The organism is Acinetobacter sp. NIPH 284, assembly GCF_000369425.1.
GTDB lineage: Bacteria > Pseudomonadota > Gammaproteobacteria > Pseudomonadales > Moraxellaceae > Acinetobacter.
The window spans coordinates 416,937-436,850 of the sequence record NZ_KB850011.1; the positions used below are offsets into that span (position 1 = coordinate 416,937).

21 protein-coding genes and 3 pseudogenes are annotated in these 19,914 nt (G+C 37.3%); 10 read left to right on the plus strand and 14 right to left on the minus strand.

Annotated elements, in window-relative coordinates; all coding sequences use genetic code 11:
- Positions 1 to 142 precede the first annotated feature (142 nt).
- A complete protein-coding gene (locus tag F908_RS07970) occupies positions 143 to 1,372 on the plus strand; it encodes a GGDEF domain-containing protein (protein WP_005160176.1) in 1,230 nt (409 codons plus the stop codon).
- A 67-nt stretch (positions 1,373 to 1,439) separates the two neighbouring features.
- Here F908_RS07970 and aroC read toward each other — a convergent pair whose 3' ends face one another.
- From aroC to F908_RS08020, 11 genes and pseudogenes are all read right to left on the minus strand, one after another.
- A complete protein-coding gene (gene aroC / locus F908_RS07975; protein WP_005160180.1) occupies positions 1,440 to 2,531 on the minus strand; it encodes a chorismate synthase in 1,092 nt (363 codons plus the stop codon).
- 10 nt (positions 2,532 to 2,541) lie between these two features.
- Positions 2,542 to 3,552, minus strand: a complete 1,011-nt coding sequence (prmB, locus tag F908_RS07980; protein ID WP_005160183.1) for a 50S ribosomal protein L3 N(5)-glutamine methyltransferase — start codon at positions 3,550 to 3,552, stop codon at positions 2,542 to 2,544.
- 102 nt (positions 3,553 to 3,654) lie between these two features.
- A pseudogene (locus tag F908_RS15555) lies at positions 3,655 to 3,795 on the minus strand (tryptophan synthase subunit beta); the annotation flags it as partial.
- Between the two features lie 45 nt (positions 3,796 to 3,840).
- Entirely contained in the window at positions 3,841 to 5,028 is a 1,188-nt protein-coding gene (locus tag F908_RS07985; protein ID WP_005160186.1) for a vWA domain-containing protein, read from the minus strand.
- 12 nt (positions 5,029 to 5,040) lie between these two features.
- The gene (locus F908_RS07990; protein ID WP_005160188.1) at positions 5,041 to 5,892 is read right to left on the minus strand and encodes an AAA family ATPase; all 852 of its coding nucleotides are present in this window, start codon (positions 5,890 to 5,892) and stop codon (positions 5,041 to 5,043) included.
- Positions 5,893 to 5,929: 37 nt separating this feature from the next.
- Positions 5,930 to 6,316: a hypothetical protein gene (locus tag F908_RS07995; RefSeq protein ID WP_034601375.1), complete on the minus strand. Its 387-nt coding sequence runs from the start codon at positions 6,314 to 6,316 to the stop codon at positions 5,930 to 5,932.
- A complete protein-coding gene (locus F908_RS08000) occupies positions 6,309 to 6,614 on the minus strand; it encodes a YcgL domain-containing protein (protein WP_005160189.1) in 306 nt (101 codons plus the stop codon). Before F908_RS08000 ends, F908_RS07995 begins: the two co-directional genes overlap by 8 nt.
- Positions 6,615 to 6,752: 138 nt before the next feature.
- Positions 6,753 to 7,895 carry a ribonuclease D gene (locus F908_RS08005; RefSeq protein WP_005160190.1) on the minus strand — a complete coding sequence of 381 codons (1,143 nt, stop codon included), beginning with the start codon at positions 7,893 to 7,895 and terminating at the stop codon, positions 6,753 to 6,755.
- Between the two features lie 279 nt (positions 7,896 to 8,174).
- Positions 8,175 to 8,771, minus strand: a complete 597-nt coding sequence (gene recR / locus F908_RS08010) for a recombination mediator RecR (protein WP_005160191.1) — start codon at positions 8,769 to 8,771, stop codon at positions 8,175 to 8,177.
- A gap of 66 nt (positions 8,772 to 8,837) precedes the next feature.
- A complete protein-coding gene (locus tag F908_RS08015) occupies positions 8,838 to 9,167 on the minus strand; it encodes a YbaB/EbfC family nucleoid-associated protein (protein ID WP_005160192.1) in 330 nt (109 codons plus the stop codon).
- Positions 9,168 to 9,178: 11 nt separating this feature from the next.
- The gene (locus tag F908_RS08020) at positions 9,179 to 10,366 is read right to left on the minus strand and encodes an O-succinylhomoserine sulfhydrylase (protein ID WP_005160195.1); all 1,188 of its coding nucleotides are present in this window, start codon (positions 10,364 to 10,366) and stop codon (positions 9,179 to 9,181) included.
- A 134-nt stretch (positions 10,367 to 10,500) separates the two neighbouring features.
- Here F908_RS08020 and F908_RS08025 point away from each other — a divergent pair, with 134 nt between their 5' ends.
- The 5 genes from F908_RS08025 (at position 10,501) to F908_RS08045 (ending at position 14,751) form a co-directional block, all read left to right on the plus strand.
- Positions 10,501 to 11,586, plus strand: coding sequence for an alpha/beta fold hydrolase (locus tag F908_RS08025; RefSeq protein ID WP_005160197.1), 1,086 nt, complete (start codon positions 10,501 to 10,503; stop codon positions 11,584 to 11,586).
- A 3-nt stretch (positions 11,587 to 11,589) separates the two neighbouring features.
- Positions 11,590 to 12,462 (plus strand): NAD(P)-dependent oxidoreductase, encoded by an 873-nt coding sequence (locus tag F908_RS08030; RefSeq protein WP_005160199.1) that lies wholly within the window; start codon positions 11,590 to 11,592, stop codon positions 12,460 to 12,462.
- Between the two features lie 158 nt (positions 12,463 to 12,620).
- Positions 12,621 to 12,890, plus strand: coding sequence for a YARHG domain-containing protein (locus F908_RS08035; protein ID WP_005160201.1), 270 nt, complete (start codon positions 12,621 to 12,623; stop codon positions 12,888 to 12,890).
- Positions 12,891 to 12,977: 87 nt separating this feature from the next.
- On the plus strand, positions 12,978 to 13,391 hold the full coding sequence (locus F908_RS08040; RefSeq protein ID WP_005160203.1) for an HIT family protein: 414 nt from the start codon (positions 12,978 to 12,980) through the stop codon (positions 13,389 to 13,391).
- A 253-nt stretch (positions 13,392 to 13,644) separates the two neighbouring features.
- A complete protein-coding gene (locus tag F908_RS08045) occupies positions 13,645 to 14,751 on the plus strand; it encodes a porin (protein ID WP_005160206.1) in 1,107 nt (368 codons plus the stop codon).
- Between the two features lie 65 nt (positions 14,752 to 14,816).
- Here F908_RS08045 and F908_RS08050 read toward each other — a convergent pair whose 3' ends face one another.
- Both F908_RS08050 and F908_RS08055 read right to left on the minus strand, forming a co-directional pair.
- Positions 14,817 to 15,437, minus strand: a complete 621-nt coding sequence (locus F908_RS08050) for a YidB family protein (RefSeq protein WP_005160209.1) — start codon at positions 15,435 to 15,437, stop codon at positions 14,817 to 14,819.
- Positions 15,438 to 15,595: 158 nt separating this feature from the next.
- Positions 15,596 to 16,057 (minus strand): DUF6231 family protein, encoded by a 462-nt coding sequence (locus F908_RS08055; protein WP_005160212.1) that lies wholly within the window; start codon positions 16,055 to 16,057, stop codon positions 15,596 to 15,598.
- A gap of 38 nt (positions 16,058 to 16,095) precedes the next feature.
- Here F908_RS08055 and F908_RS08060 point away from each other — a divergent pair, with 38 nt between their 5' ends.
- A complete protein-coding gene (locus F908_RS08060) occupies positions 16,096 to 16,965 on the plus strand; it encodes a DUF2797 domain-containing protein (RefSeq protein ID WP_005160214.1) in 870 nt (289 codons plus the stop codon).
- Positions 16,966 to 17,003: 38 nt separating this feature from the next.
- Here the strand turns inward: F908_RS08060 and lpxB are convergent, their stop codons facing one another.
- Positions 17,004 to 18,182: a lipid-A-disaccharide synthase gene (gene lpxB, locus F908_RS08065; protein ID WP_171063561.1), complete on the minus strand. Its 1,179-nt coding sequence runs from the start codon at positions 18,180 to 18,182 to the stop codon at positions 17,004 to 17,006.
- A gap of 223 nt (positions 18,183 to 18,405) precedes the next feature.
- On the opposite strand from lpxB, the pseudogene F908_RS08070 reads away from it, so the two are divergent.
- The 3 genes and pseudogenes from F908_RS08070 to F908_RS08075 form a co-directional block, all read left to right on the plus strand.
- A pseudogene (locus F908_RS08070) lies at positions 18,406 to 18,567 on the plus strand (PepSY domain-containing protein); the annotation flags it as partial.
- A pseudogene (locus F908_RS16275) lies at positions 18,563 to 18,694 on the plus strand (DUF1634 domain-containing protein); the annotation flags it as partial. The pseudogenes F908_RS08070 and F908_RS16275, both read left to right, overlap by 5 nt.
- Before the next feature lie 243 nt (positions 18,695 to 18,937).
- Positions 18,938 to 19,825 (plus strand): sulfite exporter TauE/SafE family protein, encoded by an 888-nt coding sequence (locus F908_RS08075; protein WP_005160219.1) that lies wholly within the window; start codon positions 18,938 to 18,940, stop codon positions 19,823 to 19,825.
- Positions 19,826 to 19,914 lie beyond the last annotated feature (89 nt).

Below are 19,914 nucleotides of genomic sequence, written 5' to 3' on the forward strand. Positions count from 1 at the left end.
TAGAATACTGGCAATAAAATCTGATTATCATAAAAAATGATTAATTTTATATAATCCAATACACATTTTATTTAATACAGTGTAACGTAGTTAACAATCCCTATTTACATTTATAAGAACATTGGGGGCGATGAGAATTAAGATGAAGTTAAAAGCATCCAACTTACTCGGGCAAGAACAGATTGACTTGTTAATCTCTCGCGGACTAAATTTAGTTTGGTTTCCTAAAGAATTAGAAGTCATTTATAAAGATCAGTATAAAAATGAAGCTGCACATGAATTCCGTTACCGTGCACCAATCATTCTATTCTTCTATTTATATTTAAGTTTTGGTACTTATCAAGTTCTACCTACAGAGCTACGCACTGCATGGGTCGCGTACTACGGTTGGGTCGGCATGATAATTGTTTTTGCATGGTTACTTGCTTTCATTCCATCAATGAATAGATGGTTTGATTACTATGTTTGCTTAGGCTCTATAGGTGCCGTCGCTCTTACTTTCACGTTAATTAATGTATTTGAACATGGCCAGAATAACGTTCTTTTTCATGCTGCCATGATGTATGCCGTGGTCATTATATATGGCTTCGTTGGTATGCGATTTTATACAGCGATGTTTGCTGGTTGGTCTGGTGGTTTAATTGGTATTGCCATTAGTGTTTGGCTTAATGGATCAATTGATTGGACTTACTTAAATCGAACTTATACTTTTAGTAGCTTTCTAGGAATGGCTTTAGCTTATGCAATAGATCGGCAACATAGAGAGAATTATCTACAAGACTGTATGATCGAACTAAATCGATTAGAGCTTATGCGTCAGGCGCAACAACTTTCAATTTTATCTCAACAAGATGCTTTAACTGGTTTAGCGAACCGTAGATACCTCGATGAAGTGCTTGAAAATGAGTGGAAACGCTCAATCCGTCATGAAGTTCCTATCACAATCATGATGATCGATATCGATTTTTTTAAACTATACAATGATACATTAGGCCATATTCAGGGGGATCAATGTCTTAGACGAATTGCCATTTTGCTGGGTTCAATCTCATCGCGAAGTGGAGATCTTGCGGCACGTTATGGCGGTGAAGAGTTCTTACTTTTATTTTCCATGACGGATAAAGATCAAGCACTGATACAAGTTCAACGTTTAATGGGATTAATGCAAAATATAGGGATTGCACATCCTAGAAGTAATGTCTCTAAATATGTAACGATCAGTGTGGGTGTTGCAACAACAACTCCTCATCTTAATGACAGCCTATCAGAGTTTATCTCTCAAGCAGATCATGCTTTGTATGTAGCAAAAAATAATGGTAGAAATCAATATCATGTTGCAACGAGTGAAAATGTAATTTCTGAGACTTTATAAGATTAATTTTTTATTATTAAACAACATACTTGCGCGCAAAGTGTCGCAAGTATGTGAAAAATTAAAATTATGGCTCAATTGGTTGGAATGGAACTACAACATCAGCATTTTGAGCACGGTGTCTTAAAAAATGATCCATTAGAACAATTGCTAACATTGCTTCAGCAATTGGAGTCGCTCGAACGCCCACACAAGGATCATGACGACCCTTGGTTAACACATCCGTGTTTTCTCGATCAATTGTAATGGTTTTACCAGGAGTGGTAATACTTGCGGTTGGTTTTAAAGCAATCGCGACACGAATCGTTTGACCACTTGAAATACCACCAAGTATTCCACCAGCATGATTTGCAAGGAAACCATCTGTGGTTAATTCATCACGAGTTTCGTGACCAAACTGTCCAGCAACTGCAAAACCATCACCTATCTCAACGCCTTTAACCGCATTGATACTCATCATAGCGTGAGCAATATCTGCATCCAGACGATCAAATACAGGTTCACCCCAACCGACGGGTACTTTTTCAGCAATAATTTCGAGTTTTGCACCACAACTAGTGCCTTGCTCACGCAATGCTGTGACTAATTGCTCGAAGCGAGGAACTGCATCAACATCACCACAAAAAAATGGATTATTTGGCACTTCAGCCCAATCTAACTTTTCTGCAATTTCATTCCCGATCTGTGTTACATGTCCGCGGATATCAATACCAAATTTTTCTGCCAAATACTTTTTAGCAATCGCACCTGCCGCAACACGCATTGCTGTCTCACGTGCACTTGAGCGACCACCACCACGATAATCACGGAAACCATATTTTTGAGTATAGGTATAATCAGCATGACCAGGACGGAATGTTTGGGCAATATTACCGTAGTCTTTTGATTTTTGATCTGTATTACGAATCAATAAACCAATTGATGTACCCGTAGTTTTGCCTTCAAAAACACCAGAAATAATTTCAACTTGATCAGGCTCTTTACGTTGCGTTGCAAACTTAGAAGTACCCGGCTTGCGGCGATCCAAATCTTTTTGCAAGTCTGCTTCGCAAAGTTCTAGTCCCGGTGGTACGCCATCTACAATTGCCATCAAGCCAGCACCATGTGATTCACCACATGTGGTCACACGGAATAACTGACCAATACTATTTCCTGCCATTTTCACCCCCTTAATTTTGAATAGATTGCTGGAATATATCTTTATAACGGCGGCATTGTTCCGCAGTTAATGCAAAAATACCAGAACCACCTTTTTGGAATGTAAGCCAATGGAAATCAACAGTATTAAAGTTTTGACGCATCGCCCATTCTGAATTACCGACTTCAATGACGATTAAACCATCTTCTGTCAAATAGTCAGCAGCTTGCGCTAACATTTTACGAACCAAATCCAAACCATCTTGACCAGCAGCAAGTGCAAGCTCAGGCTCGTATAAGAATTCTTCTGGTAAATCTGCCATATCCTCTGCGTCTACATATGGAGGATTACTTACGATTAAATCATATTGATTTTCAGCAGGAATTTTTGCAAACAAATCAGACTCAAGTAATGCGACTTGATATTGCTTATCATGGTGTTCAGCATTAATTGATGCAACTTCCAAAGCTTCTTTGGAAATATCAGTTGCATCGACTTCAGAATCTGGGAATGCATAAGCTAAAGCGATTGCAATACAGCCAGAACCCGTACACATGTCTAAAATACGTTGTGGCGTTTTCGGATTCGTGTTTTCTGGTAAATTATTCAATGCTTCGAGCATTTGACCATTTTCATTCAAACAATATGGTGCAAATCGTTGTTCGATCAATTCAGCAATTGGCGAACGCGGAATGAGTACACGTTCATCTACATAATAAGGTTTATTACAGAAATATGCCAAATTTAATAAATATGAGGTTGGAATACGATCATTGATGCGACGTTCTAATAGACTTAAAAATTCTGCTTTTTCAGTTGGTAGTAATTTTGCATCTAATATTTCTGCATCAGCTTTCCATTCTAGGGACAGTGTTTGCAAAACAAGTGCAGAGCTTTCCGCAAAATAATCTTCAGTACCTTGACCTAAGTGTGCATCATATTGACGAAGTGCGGTTACACCAAAACGAATAAAATCTCGAATGGTTACTAAGTTTTCAGCCGCTTCTTGTAAATGTTCAGGGCTGATTGTAGGTCGCTCCACTTAGGCGTCTCCAAAAGTGCTAATTGCAAAAACGCTTTATTCTAACGGGATTAGCATCTATTTAACAGAAAAAAAACCGCCTCTATACAGAAGCGGTCATTATATCGAATGCACTGGAAGTGGCTCACCATTTTCATCCTCAAGTACGTAACACGCCATCCCATGAATTTGACCGGGTTTGCCTAAGGTTAACGTTGCCGAATGCTTATCTGTATCTAAACCATGACCTGCGGGTTCAACACCTGTTCCATGATTCCTCCTGTTTTTATAAAGTATTCATATGAATTTTTAACGTGACAAATAACGCGTCATATCTTCAATGCCTTTTAGTGTCATTGGGTACATATGATTTTCAAAAATTTCTTTGATCCAGTTAATGGTCTGGGTGTAATGCCAGTAACCTTCCATTTCAGGGTTTAACCAAGCGGTTTTGTCAAAATGCTGACGTAAACGTCTAAGCCATACTTCGCCCGACTCATCATTCATGTATTCAACTGAACCACCTGCCGACTTGAGTTCGTATGGTGCCATACTGGCATCACCGACAACAATTACACGATAGTCGCGACCGTAAGTATGGAATAAATCCCATGTATTCATACGAGTTGAACTACGGCGATGGTTGTCTTTCCAAACATAATCATAGAGACAATTATGGAAATAGAAATATTCTAAGGTTTTGAACTCAGACTTCGCCGCACTAAATAATTTTTCACACTCAGCGATATAGGCATCCATTGAACCACCGACATCAAACAGCATCAGTACCTTGATACGGTTACGGCGCTCAGGCACGAGCTGTACATCCAGAATACCCTGCTTTGCAGTCTCACGGATGGTACCGTCAACATCGAGTTCTTCAGCTGCACCCTGACGGGCAAACTTACGTAATCGGCGTAATGCAATTTGCATCTGACGTGTTCCCAAAACTTGATCATCATCAAGATTTTGGTATTTACGCTGCTCCCATACTTTTACCGCTGAACGTTTACGCCCTGGACCACCTATTCGGACACCTTCAGGATGATCGCCAAAAGCACCAAAAGGTGAAGTTCCGCCAGTGCCAATCATACGATTACCACCCTGATGTTTTTTATGCTGTTCACGTAAACGTTCTTCCAACATTTTCATCAGTTCTTCCAAAGAACCTGCTTTTTGTAGCTCAGCACGTTGCTCTGGTGTCAGATGTTTTTCTAAGAGTTCTAGGTCAAACCAGTCTTTAGGTAACTTGTGAACTTGTTTAAGTAGTTCATCTAAATCAAAAGTTTCAATGCCATCAAAATAATCTTTCATGGCACGATCGAATTTATCAAAGAAACGTTCATCTTTGACTAAAACTGTTTTAGCCAACTGATAGAATTCTTCCTGATCTGCAAATACCAGACCTGATGCAACCGCTTGGTTGAGATCAATCAACTCACGAGTTGTAACAGGTACACCATATTTACGTAAGGTGTAAAACAATCGCACAAACATGTGATTACACTCTTAGCGGCGTGACATAAAAGCTAAACGTTCAAGTAATTGTACATCTTGTTCATTTTTAATCAGCGCACCATACAATGGTGGAATTGCTTTAGATTTATCATGATTACGCAATACGTCTTCAGGCATATCATCTGCCATAAGCAAGCTTAACCAGTCAATTAACTCTGACGTTGATGGTGGTTTTTTTAAATTCGTGACTTCACGTAACTTAAAGAATATTTGCAATGCTTCACCGACCAAAGTATTCGAAATATTTGGAAAATGCACTGCAATAATTTCACGCATCGTTGCTTCATCAGGAAATTCAATATAATGAAAGAAGCAGCGACGCAAGAATGCATCTGGTAATTCTTTTTCATTATTCGAAGTAATAATCACAATTGGGCGTTGTGTTGCGGTAATGGTTTCACCAGTCTCGTAAACATAAAACGACATTTTGTCGAGTTCATGCAATAAGTCATTCGGGAACTCGATATCTGCTTTGTCAATTTCATCAATTAACAATACACAACGTTCTTCACTCGTAAATGCTTCCCACAATTTACCCGGTTTAATATAGTTTTTAATGTCATAGACTCGGTCATCACCTAACTGGCTATCACGCAAGCGAGAAACTGCGTCATATTCATACAAACCTTGCTGAGCTTTGGTTGTTGATTTGATATGCCAAGTAATTAGTTTTAGACCTAAACTTTCTGCAACTTGTTCTGCAAGTAATGTTTTACCTGTACCTGGCTCACCTTTCACCAATAATGGTTTTTGTAAAGCACGCGCGGCTTTTACCGCAAGTTTCAGGCTGTCAGTTGCAATATATTGATCTGTACCAGTGAAGTGTTGTGTATCAGCAGACATTTGAAAACCTTATTTTTCTTTAACTTTATGTGAATATCTAAACCGAACGTGCAAGTTTATTTGCACTGTATTTTGACCAGCAGAAGCCGATCAATAATCCTGTACCAATGACAAAGAGAATCAAAGATAAATTTGACCAGATTAAAACATGCTCTTTTGTGAGCACACCAAAAATCAAACCAAAAATAGCGGGTGCTAACTCTGAATTAGGACCTTCAGAGATTGTTGGTGTAGCAAGGATTGCAAAAACGATAATCCAAAGAATCCCTCCTATTGGATTAGGCATACGTGACATCAAACGATACCAACACCATAATGCAATCATTGCACCTGTAACATACACAATAATCGCAACATTCTCTTCAGGGAATTGATCCAGTACCGATAGAATGTGAGACCACATTGCAGTTATAGTTTCAAGCACCACGCAAACCCTCTGGTTCTACCGCATTTGGATTAATAAGTCCTTCTGGCGGCATTTGAATAAAAAAGCCTTTAGTCTGTAATGAGTCTAAGACATGCAATACGTTTACACGTGCAAGTTTCCGATCATCATGAAGTTCCAAATGCATTACAAAAGTAGCTTTTCCAAAAGCTTGTAAGACACTCTCAGGAACAGACTCAAATGGATTTTCTGATTCCTGATCTGCAGAATAATTTGGACGAGCAATATACATATACATTTCGTCTTTTTTGCTTGATCTATAAATATCGCAGCGCATGTTTACTCACAACTCTTATCAATCTTAGAGACTATTGGTCATTTAGATTCCAACAGACTTTAAATAGCATACATGAAAAAAAAACTAGGTACATTAACGAATATTAACGCAACAGTCGTATTTCACAGCTGAACTATTTTACCTAGCTAACTTCATTTGGGCCGCCAAATACTCAATATCTTGTCGCAGTAATGCAACCAATGGCTTAGTCAAGATATCGTAGCGCCAACCTAACAAATAACTCGGCAACTCTTGCTCTTCTAAATGGAATACAACATATTCATAAATTGCATTCAGCCATTTCTTACGTAGTAAGACTTCTTTAGGAATGCCAGTTTCAAACACGACTCGATCGATTAAAGCATCAATTTGAGGCGCGGCTTCTTTAGAATTATTCTTCACTGGTCTTGCCATTCTTAATGGCCATTCATCTTCAGGCGGTAAAAATTTTAATAAATCTAATATGGTTTTGCCATGTTCACGTACAACGTTTGGACGAATATCTTTAACTTGTGCAAGTTGGAAATTATTACGTGGATTTTTTTCCACTAAATCTAGCATTGTTGTATTTTTGAGAACAAAACTACGCGGTTGATTCATTGCTTTAGTAATTTGCTCACGCCAAATACTGAGCTGTTGTAATTGCATTAACTCGCGACGTGAATGGCGATAATTACCAATATCGGTATATAGCTCTGTCAATGGAGTTTCTATCGCAATTTCTTTCGTTAAATTCTGACAATCTTCCAAAACATATTGATAAAGCCCTTTACGCTGTAAATCATGTTTTAATGTATCAGCGAGCTTTGTCAAATATAAGACATCATTTGCGGCATAATTAATTTGCTCTTGGCTTAAAGGGCGTGCCAACCAATCTGAGCGAGTTTGATCCTTATCAATATCAATATTTAGGCAGGTTTTTAATGCATTTTGATAGCTTACTTGAAGCCCATGACCAAGAAATGCCATTGCGATCTGCGTATCAAATACATTTTTTAATGGTTTTTGATCTGCATAATGATAAATTAAATCAATATCTTCGCCACACGCATGAAAGATATTCTGCTGTGCAGTAAAAACCTTCTGCCAAAACTGCTCTAAATCAAGTGCTACTCCATCTAGTAAAGCAATTTGACCATTACAATTAATCTGGCATACCCCAAGTTTTGGATATAAGGTATCAACCTTAATAAACTCAGTATCAAGTGCGTAGGTAGAACATTGTTCCATTTGACTGAGGAGAACAGCAAGGTCTTTTTGCTGTTGAATGAACTGAAACATATTTGCTCAAGTAAAATAATAAAAAACACTAGCAATACAACTGTAAAAATACAGTTTTTGCTGAAACGAAACTAAATTAAATCTACAAAGAATAATTTAATCACTATTCCACATGAAAAACATGAAATTACTCCTATTCTATTCATCAAAAACGAAAATCCTTTTCGTTTGCTTATACTGCCATAAATTAAAGCAAATATACCTAAAATAATGTTAGACAAAATGTAAAAGTGAATTATTTGTTTAAATTAATAGCATGAATTTACAATGAATATAAAATTATTTCATCTTCATACGATTATGTACCGCTTGACTTAACGTATGACTATCGACATATTCTAATTCGCCACCTTGTGGCACGCCTTGTGCGATTCTGGTCATGTGAATTGGTAAATGTTTCGTTGCCTCAACTAAGTAATGTGCTGTCGCTTGACCTTCCACGGTGGCATTAGTTGCTAAAATTACTTCTTCAATCTGTCCTTGGCTTAATCGTTGAATCAAATATGGAATACCAATTTCTTCAGGACCTATTCCATCCAATGGAGACAAATGACCACCAAGTACATGATATTTTCCTCTAAAGCTTCCACTTTGTTCGATTGCCATGACATCAGCTGGAGATTCAACCACACAAAGCAATTGCTCATCTCTTTCTACAGACGCACAAATGTCACAGATTTCGTTTTCAGTTAATGAATGACAAATATGGCATTCGTGAATATGGCTCGAAGCCTCGTGTAATGCATAAGATAATGCAAAAGCACCTTCACGATTTTTCATCAACAAATGTAATGCCATCCGTTGTGCAGATTTTGGACCAACGCTTGGTAAAATACGCAATGCTTGAACTAGCTGTTCAAATCGTTCACTAAACACAGATCAACTCTATTATTTATAAAAAAGATTCTCTAAGCCTCACTAAAAGACTTAGAGACTTTTGGCTTAGAATAAACCAGATAAACCTGGTGGTAAGCCCATACCTGAATTTGCACCTTGAAGTTTTTCTTCAGAAATGACTTCGGCTTGACGTGCTGCATCATTCATCGCAGCAGCAATCAGATCTTCAATCATATCAGCTTCATCTTGTAATAAGTCTGGGCTAATTTCGATACGCTTAACGACATTACGGCAAGTCATAGTTACTTTAACCAAACCACCGCCCGCCTCAGCGTGAACTTCTGTTTTTGCAAGCTCTTCTTTGGCTTTTTTAATATTGGATTCCATATCCTTTTGCATGCGCTGAGCTTGCTGCATGAGCATATTAATGTTCATAAATTTCTCTCTTAAATTAAATCTAAACCGCATGATAAGTCGCGAATAATATCATTAATATCTTCCAAGCCAACAGATACACGGATCAATCCTTCTTCAATCCCTGCGGCTTGTTTGGCTTCAGGCGACATTCTACCATGTGAGGTCGTTGCTGGATGGGTAATTGTTGATTTTACATCGCCCAGATTACTGGTAATCGACAGAAAACGCGTATTATCAATAACCGTCCACGCACCTTCACGTTCGCCTCTTACGACAAAAGATACAACACCGCCAAAACCTTTTTGCTGTTTTTTAGCAAGCTCATGACCAGGATGGTCAGGCAAACCTGCGTAATAGACTTTTTCAACCTTGTCATGTTGATGCAGCCATTCAGCCAGTTTTTGTGCATTTTCACAGTGCGCTTTCATACGGATACTGAGCGTTTCCAAGCCCTTGAGGAAAATCCATGCGTTAAATGGGCTCATTGAATTACCCAAAGTACGGATTACACCATTAATTTCTTCAAGTAAATCGTTTTTGCCAACAACTGCACCACCTAATGCACGCCCCTGACCATCAATATATTTTGTTGCTGAATAAAGAACCAAATCGGCACCAAACTTAATCGGTTGTTGCAATACCGGTGTACAAAAACAGTTATCTACAGCAAATAATGCGCCATTGGCATGGGCAATATCTGCAATTGCTTGCATATCACCAACCTGTGCCAAAGGATTCGAGGGTGTTTCAATAAAGAGAATACGTGTATTTGGACGAATCGCTTGTTTCCAGCCTTCAAGATCATCCAAATCGACAAAAGTCACTTCTACAGCAAATTTAGCAACATATTTTTCAAATAAAGCAATGATTGAACCAAATACTGCGCGAGAACAAATCACATGATCGCCAGCTTTCAAATATGCCATACACATCGCATGTACAGCAGCCATACCAGAACTGGTCGCAACTGCACGCTCTGCGCCATCTAATATTGCTAAACGTTTTTCAAAGGCTTGCACTGTTGGATTGGTATAACGTGAGTATGTATTTCCTGCGATTTGCCCAGAAAATTTTGCAGCAGCATCTGCGGCACTTTCGCAAACAAACGAAGATGTTAAAAAGATAGGTTCACTATGTTCCCCTTCAAAGGTACGATCATGCCCTGTGCGAATAGCCAGTGTTTCAAGTTGGTATTCTAAATCATCGCTTGGATTCATCGTTTTGTATGCCTTATGATCAGGTGTTTAAATATGCCAACATTTTGAGCGCCTAACGTATTTAAGGTCAAGGCATAAGATGAAATTATCGCTTAGACTTCGTGCAATCTTGACTCATGATGAGACTTTCAAAGATGAAATCACTTGTAGAACAGCAAAAAATAAATTTTAAACATCTGGCTATGCGTGTCTTCGATGCAGATAGGCTTGTATTGTCACAATCGACAGCTTATCAAGTGATTGCTGAATTTAAACAAACTCGTGTTCGTTTTTATGCTTCTGAAAACAAACGTTACAAAGAGCCATTGGTATTTACAGCTCCTCTTGCCATCAACATGGATATTTATGATCTATATCCATACCGCTCTTTGATTAAACATTTTCAGGACAGTGGTTTTGATGTTTATCTAATTGACTGGGGTAAGTTGACTTACAAGAACTACCAAGTGAATTTTTTATCATTTATCGATAAATTTATTCCACGTTGTATTGAGGCGATTCAAAAGCATTCTAAATCTGAAAAAATCTCTTTGCATGGTTGGAGTATGGCTGGAATTTTTGTCACACTTTATACAGCACGGCATAAACCCAATGCTGTTAAGAATTTAATCGTTCTAGGTAGCCCAATTGATAGTTATGCATCAGGTTATATTGGCAGACTTTATAAAACCTTAGCTTATGTCACCACACGTAATCCAATGATCAAGGACTATATTTATAATCGCCTACCAAAGTTAATGATCCATTCACCAGGTTTTTTAAACTCATTAGGTTTTAAATTGTTAGATCCTAAGGGTTGGATTGATGGCAATATTCAATTACTCAAAAATCTTGATAACCTCAAACTGGTACAAGAAGACGCCACACTCAGCCATTTCCTGAATAACATGATTGACTATCCAGGTGGTATCAATCAGGACATGCTGTTTAATGTATGGCTACAAAATCCATTAAAGCATGGTGCAATCAAACTCAAGAATGAGACGATTGAACTGAAGGATATCAATTGTTCGCTCTTGGTAGGTGCTGGTAAAGGTGACCAACTGGTTACATCTGATGCCGCTTTTCCACTGACCCAGTTGACAAATAGTCAAGATGTCACGTTTACTTTGATACCTGGCGGGCACTTAGGTTTAATGTCTAGTCAAAACAGTTCAATTGAGTTCTGGCCAACACTGACAACTTGGTTATCAGAACGTTCAACTCCAATAAAAAGGTAAACTATGACTCAATCTGTTGCATTCATCGGTTTAGGTGCTATGGGCTATCGCATGGCTGCGCATTTACCCAAGTATTTCGAAAAAGTTTATGTTTGGAATCGTAACTTTGATAAAGCTAAGCAACATGCAACAGAATTTGGCACTTTGGCGGTTAAACTTGCTGAAGCGGTTCAGGCAGATGTTATCTTTTCGTGTTTACCGACTAGTGATGACGTTGAAACATTAATTGATGGTGTGAATGTTAAATCAGGTGCAATCTGGATTGATTGCACCAGTGGTGTTCCTGAGGCAGCGCGCCGTCTAGCAGAACGATTGAAAACACAAAATATTGATTTTCTCGATGCGCCTGTCAGCGGACAAACCATTGGTGCAGAAAATGCAACACTTACGGTTATGGTGGGTGGCGACATTAATGCTTTTGAACGTGCTTATCCTGCGATGGCAGCAGTCGGAAAGCTCATTCAACACGTAGGTGATTCGGGTGCAGGATTTGCCGTTAAAGCAATTAATAACATGTTACTGGCTGTCAATTTATGGTCGGTTGCAGAGGGATTTAGTACACTCAAAGCGCATGGTGTAAACCTAGATGCAGCTTTGAATTGTATTAATGCTTCTAGTGGAAAAAGCATGGTCACAGAAACTGTTTTTCCACAACGCGTTCTCAGCCGTGAATTCCCTGTAACTTTTGCATTACCTTTGCTCGCAAAAGATACAGGGATTGCGTTGAATTTAGTGCATGAGGCAAAGCTTCCAGCGCCTATACTTGCCTTAACCCAAAGCTTGATTCAGGCTGCAAGTTTAACTGCCGAAGCGAATAGTGACTTTTCTTCTGCTGTCAAAATGTATGAAGAGTGGACAAAAATTATACTAAAGTAAAAAGCTCAAGGTGATAAAAATTACACTCCAATAATACAGTTTCATTGAAATTTCATTCATAAGCCGTATATTAGTAATTGAACTTAAGTCAAATCGTGAAAATAGACATATTTTCTTAATTTATTTGAGTTCATGCCTTTTAACTAGAGGAATACCTCATGAATAAGTTTGCTGTTGCAGTTTTTGCTGGATTGATAAGCCTTACAGGTTTTAACCTTCAAGCAGCTACACCAGAACAAGAATGTAAAAAGTTGCAAGATGACTATAATCTCATCTATGCATCGAAAGGATTTTGTTTTAAAGATGCAGATGCCAAGGCTAAATATGGTAATGAAAACTGCCATACAACAAAGCCTAAATTTTCTGACAGAGAGCAACAACGCTTAGATGAAATTAAAGAGCGTCAAAAAGAATTAAATTGCAAATAAAAGCCTTATTTTTAAGTCTTAGCAGTTTATTTTCTATTTTTGTCTGAAAAGCAAAACTTCTCAGCTCATTATATTAAAGGACTAATCATGGCGTACGATGACCAAAATATTTTTGCAAGAATCTTAAGAGGCGAACTACCTGCAATCAAAATCTATGAAGATGATCAGGTCCTCGCTTTTATGGATATTATGCCTCAAGCAGATGGTCATGCTTTAGTTATTCCTAAAACACCTGCTGTTACTTTGATGGATTTACCTGCTGATGCAGCAGCCTATACGATTCAAATTGTTCAAAAGATAGCTAAAGCAATTGAAACCGCTTTAGATGCTAAAGGGATCGTACTAATGCAACTTTCAGGAGTTGCTGCTGGGCAAACAGTTCCACATGTGCACTTCCATTTGATTCCTAGTTCAGTTCATGAACTTGGTCGTCATGCAGCACAAATGGGTGATCAGGAAAAGATTAAAGCCTTTGCTGAAAAGATTAAAGCAATGCTGTAAGTAAAAAATTATCTATACGATGGGGCTTTTCGCCCCATTTTTATTTATTAAATATATAAAAATCAATAACAAATATAATTATTGCTAAATATGAATCGTCATCAAACTGTCATTTTTCTTTCACTTATCTGTCACAAAGTTTGCCGATACTGCATACAAGTCAGTGAGCTGTGTAACTTTTTGTACATAAGCAAGCTTATTACAGTAACTAAGGCAACTGCCATTTACAAAAAAGTGTTCTGGAGAAATCTCAATGAAAAAATTGCTTCTTGCTGCTACTGTAGCAACTTTAGCCATGAATGCAGCGCAAGCAGCACCAACTTTGTATGGTAAGCTGAGTGTAACTTTAGACAATATTGATAACAATGATTTTAAAGACGAAAGCGTAGTGAAAGTAAACTCAAACGCTTCACGTTTGGGTGTGAAAGGTGAAGAAAAATTGACTGATAACTTATCAGCAGTTTATTTAGCCGAATGGGAAATTTGGGCAGATGGCGATGGTGATGCTTTTAAAAACCGTAACCGTTTTGTAGGTGTTAAATCTGCTGGTGTTGCAACATTAAAAGTAGGTCAATACGATTCTTACTTCAAAAGTGCTGCGGGTAATAACCAAGATATTTTTAACGATAACAATGAACTGGATATGACTAAAGTTCTTGTTGGTGAAGATCGCTTAACTAACGTAATTGGTTTTGAAACTGATAAAAAATTGCTTGGCGGTTTAGCGTTTAACATTATGTTCCAACAAGGTGAACAGAATGAAACTACTAAGGATAAAAACGGTCAAACAATACCTCTAGATAACTCTGCAAGTGGTCAAAAAGGTAGTCGTAATGGATTTGGTGATGGTGTTTCAACGTCTCTAACTTACGAAAATAAAGATATTGGTTTAAATGCAGCTGTTGCAGGTAACTTTGCAGTTGCATCAAAGTATAATGCTTATGGCTTATCTGGTGTATATACAGATGCAGTACGTGTAACTGGCTCACTTGATTTATCTCAAGTAGGTGCTGAAGGTTTAGTATTCGGTGGTTTATGGCAAACTGCGAAACCTACAGATGATACACTTGTAGGATACAAAGGCTTAAAAGAAAACGCTTTCGGTGTAACTGCTGCATATATCATTCCTTCTACACCAATCAAATTAAAAGCAGAGTATATTTCTGCTAAAAGTGAAACAGATGCAGCGATCATCGCAGGTAAAAAAGACCTTAGACAAGACCTTTATGGTGTAGGTGCTGACTATCAGATCAATAAACAAGCACGTTTTTATGGCGTAGTTGGTCAGCAAAAACGTGACTGGTTGACTAAAGATGATAAGAAAACCACAATCGGTTTAGGCATGGAATATAACTTCTAATAAATTGAAGTAATCCGCTAAAACCAAAAACAAAAGGGCGATCTGCCCTTTTGTTTTTATTGATTTTATTTCTTTAAGAAACCACTGACCAAGTTTAAAACTTGTTGAATATCATTGTTGGCTTCCTGTGGATTAGTGTTTCCACCTTGTGGAGTCAAAGAATCAATCACTTGAGGTAGTACAGACGCAATCGCACTGTAAATTTCTTGCTTTGGCGCTTGTGCTTGTTGAGCAACCTGTTCGATATCTTGATCATCAAATAAGCTTTGAATATTTTGGGTTGGAACATCTTGAGCATTTACTTGTTGAGGATCGATCCAGCTTTGTACCTGATTTGCCAAACCTGTATTTTTCAGTTTATCCAATGCACCTTGCAAACCGCCCTGTTTTTGAATCCATGCAAGAATTAAAGGCAAAACGGCGATTAACAATGTTTGTGCTGTGTTACCACCTGCTGCATTACTGTGTGTTGAAGTATTACCACCACCTAATTGACCCAGTACAGAACCCAGAATTCCGCCTAGACCACCTTGTTGCTGGTTTTGGGTATTTTGTTGCTGTTGTCCCCCAAGCTGTCCCAATACCGAACCTAAAATTCCGCCTAAACCACCACCCTGACCTGATTGTTGCTGACCGCCTAAGGCCTGTTTCGCTAAAATCTCAACGATATTTGTCAAATCTGTCATGATTTTTATATTCCAGTTAGAATTATTTATTCGAAAAGCATACGCTGCTTTTCAACATGAAAACAAAGTTAAAGTGTTAAAATTTGCAAGAGCATTTAATCAGTTTATTATTATTTTATAACTGCGACTTATTCAGAGCCGCAGTACAGTCTAAGAAATTACCAACGAAATTTATTCCAATTTTCTGGATTTGCCCAAAATTTAGAGTTAAACCAATCAGGTACATGTTTGTAAGTTAAAATATTGAATTGCCATAGAGCAAAATCACTATCATGAGTAGTCTTATCAATAAGTTGAGTAAAACCTAGTGAACGCAATAGCTTTTCATCGTTTCGTTTACTAACAACAACAATCCTTTTAGCCATTAAGTCGCGTAACTTCACTAAAAGCTGCGCTTTATGTGTTTCAGTGATGTTTTGCATTTGCTCTGTATCAAATAATACAAAACCTAAATCATAACGTTGTGTAAATGGCAGATTTAAAAAGTCAGTTACGTTAAAATGATGCCATTGAATTTCAGCATTTTGATCAATTTGCTGACCGATACAAAGTGCAGTATGAATGGGCTGTTCTTTAGATAAATCGTCTAGCATAGAAATGATGACATTTTGTTCAGCCATAACTGCAACCCTTGATTGAGAAAGATGAGAGTTTATTGATGGAACTACAAGGCATTTGTCACAAAATGCACGCAGCGCTCAAAACGCATAGTGTAACTGATCAACCAACCAGCAAGGCAAATGTTGAATATAAATTTATATTAGATCGTTCAGAAACTGATCTACCCTTCGTATTAGGTCAAGAATTAGAAATTGAATGGACTGGAAATATTTTTTGTACTTCGTGTGGTGCAAAGACTCCAAAATCATATTCCCAAGGTCACTGTTTCAAGTGCTTCAAGACCAAAGCTGAATGTGATCTTTGTATTATGAAACCTGAGACTTGCCATTATCATCTTGGAACTTGTCGTGAAGATGAATTTGCACACAAGGTTTGTTTCCAACCCCATATTGTGTATCTAGCCAATTCAAGTGCACTAAAAATTGGAATTACTCGTATCGTTAATATGCCAACTCGATGGTTAGATCAAGGTGCAACCCAAGCTTTACCCATTTTAAAAGTTGGTTCACGCCGCTTATCTGGTCATTTAGAAACTTTATTTGGTACACAAATTGCCGATAAGACGGATTGGCGTAAGCTCCTTAAAGGTGAAGCTGAACCATTGAATTTAATTGAGCAACGTGACCATATTTTGGAAGAATTTGCACCAAAAATTCAAACGATTCGAGATGAATTTAGCCGAAACTTAGAATTCAATGAAGAACTTGAATTTTTAGAACATGAATTGCCTAAAGAATTTATTTACCCAGTTGAACAATATCCAGAAAAAATTAAGTCCTTAAATTTGGATAAAACACCCAAAATTCGTGGTGTTTTACATGGCATTAAGGGGCAATATTTATTACTCGATATTGGTGTCATCAATATTCGCAAATACACAGGCTATGAAATGATTCTAAGAGCGTAAAAGATAAGGTGGCATTTGAAATGCCACCTTTTTTTAACTTAATTTTTTTTTAAACAATTCAGAATTGCATCAACAGGATTTTCAGTATCTCCTGAGATTAATTGTTTGTGCATGCTTAGATGTTGCATCATCTGAATATGTGCTGTTTCATTATCCATTAATTTTTCAATTTCAGAAGCAAGGTGTTCTGGTGTTGCATCAGCTTGAATTAATTCTTGGATGACTTTTTTACCTGCAATGATATTAGGTAAAGAGTAGTATGGAATCTTAACGAGAAACTTAGCAATCATATAAGTTAACCAATGTAACTTATAAAAAGTCACCATTGGGCGATGTAATAACATTGCTTCAAGCGTCGCAGTTCCCGATGCTAGTGCGACAATATCACTCGCATTCATGACCATACGACCTATTTTAGATTCAGCATCGGTATTTTCTAAAATATAAATTTTTGATTTTAAAGTGATATTTAAATTTTGAATACCATGTTCAATTTGTTGTTTTCGAGCATCATTAATTGCTGGAATCAGAAACTCTAGTTCAGGATATTTCTTATGTAGTATTTCCGCAGCCCCAATTAACAAAGGCAATAGTCTGTCAATTTCACCTCTTCGACTTCCTGGTAATAAAGCAACGTGCATTTCATGTGCAGATAAGCCAAGCTGATGTTTTGCTTCTACAATTGGATTTTTTAAAGGTAATTGTTTGGCTAGTGGATGCCCAACAAAAGCTGCTGGAACATCGTAATTTTCATAAAATGTTTTTTCAAATGGGAATAAACACAACACTAAATCTATACTACGTTTAATACCATGTACCCGCCCTTGACGCCATGCCCAAACAGATGGACTTACGTATTGAACTGTTTTAATTGGTAAATTCTTTTCTTTTATTGTTTTAGAAAGACGTAAATTGAAATCAGGTGCATCAATTCCAATAAAAATATCCACTGGATGTTCAGTCCAACGTTCAACTAGACCATCACGTACAGCAAATAACTTCTTTATATCTTTCAAAACCTCCACAATGCCCATTACTGATAAAATTTCCATTGGATAATAACTATGGAAACCCTCAGCAATCATTTGTGGACCACCAATACCTTCAAATTCAGCATCAATTCCTTGTTCGCGAAAACTGCGCATGAGTTTCACTCCTAGAGTATCTCCAGAAACTTCTCCCACCACGATACCAATTTTTAGTTTTTGCTTTAACAAGACCAATGCCCCACTGAAATATTTGAATGATTCTAACAAAATGATTTTACATCGAATCATAATAAGCTATCCAAATTGTTCAAGATTGGTGAATATAATGTTTGATCTAAAATTCCATTCATTACTTTAAAAATTATCTTGATTAACGATAGTTAAATGATTGCGAGTTTATTTTCAATTTATTATTAACAATAATCATTTTCATTTAATATTTATTCTCCTATTAGAAGATCATTCCATTACCTTAAATCAAACACAAATTACCTTAAATGGTGCTGGAAAAATTTTAGGCAACACAAGAAATAATAGTCCAGTAGCAACCTTAAATGCAGGCGTTTATGGTCTACATATGGCTACATTTGCGCAACCACTACTACGATTTGCTTTGTCTTGAATATGGAAGCGCTATAGGATTTGTAAGTTGGTGGCTATTTGCGACACCGATTACATTTCTACTGGTGTTATGGGTTAATGAATTAAAACCTAACAAAAATAAAATTTTAGCAAAATAGAGAATGTTTAAATCGCTCTACTTTTCAATTAATTATTTTACGTCACTTTGATCAAACTAAGATTTACTCAACGAATTCATAAGTGCAAATTAATGAAACATGGCTGTGTAATTCAGTCAGTTTTTATACCGTCATCGACATTCTTTAGCTTTTTTTTGCATAAGTAAATCACTATTCATCACAACGAGTTATCTAAAAAAAGCATAAGATATGCTGGTTTTTGCATATTTAGGCATATTGATTATGTTTGGTCCTGTTGAATTTATTCTAGCTGGGGTTTTGGTTGGTTTCTGTGTAGGAATTACTGGTGTTGGTGGTGGCTCATTAATGACCCCCATTTTGATTAGTTTATTCAAAATTGAACCTCATATTGCAATCGGTACAGACCTGTTATATGCCTCTATTTCTAAATTTTGCGGTTCAATGGTACATGCTAAAAAACTAAATATTGTATGGCCAATTGTACTTTGGCTTGCACTTGGAAGTATTCCTGCATCTTTTGCCACCTCTTGGATTTTAGAACATTATTTAAGTCAATCAACGCATTATAAAGCTGTGCTGACCATGGTCTTAGGCTTTATGTTGACCTTGACAGGTATCTCTATTGTATTTCGTAGCCAAGTTGAAAAGTTCTTTGATCGTTTCCGTAATCGTGAACAAGCAAATATGGAAAGTGAGCAGCATGCTCTCCAGCATAAACGCTTATATATCGTCATCATGGGCATGGTTTTAGGTATTTTCGTCACCCTGTCTTCTGTAGGCGCTGGTGCTTTCGGGATTATGGCGCTCGTAATTATGTTTCCTAACTTACCGATGATCCGTATTATTGGTTCAGATGTCGTACATGCTGTCTTATTAACCGCTGTTGCTGGTTTAAGTCATATGTCTTCAGGTAATGTCGACTTTCATTTATTAATGTGGTTACTTGTTGGTTCTATTCCTGCAATTATTGTCGGAACTTTAATTAGTTCGCGTATGCCAGAAAGACTTATTCGTAGAATCTTAGGTATTACATTATTTGCCCTTGGTGTTAACTTTATGGTTAATCCAGTTAAGGCAAAACCTAAACCAGTTGAAATCCATAAAGTTGCTGTTGTTCAACAAACAAGCCATTCATCTAGTATGGTTTAATTCTGAAAAAAGCCGATTGTTTTCCGCAATTTTTGCGAATCGATAGTTAATCAATCGGCTTTTCATGCTATATTCGTAGACAAAATAAC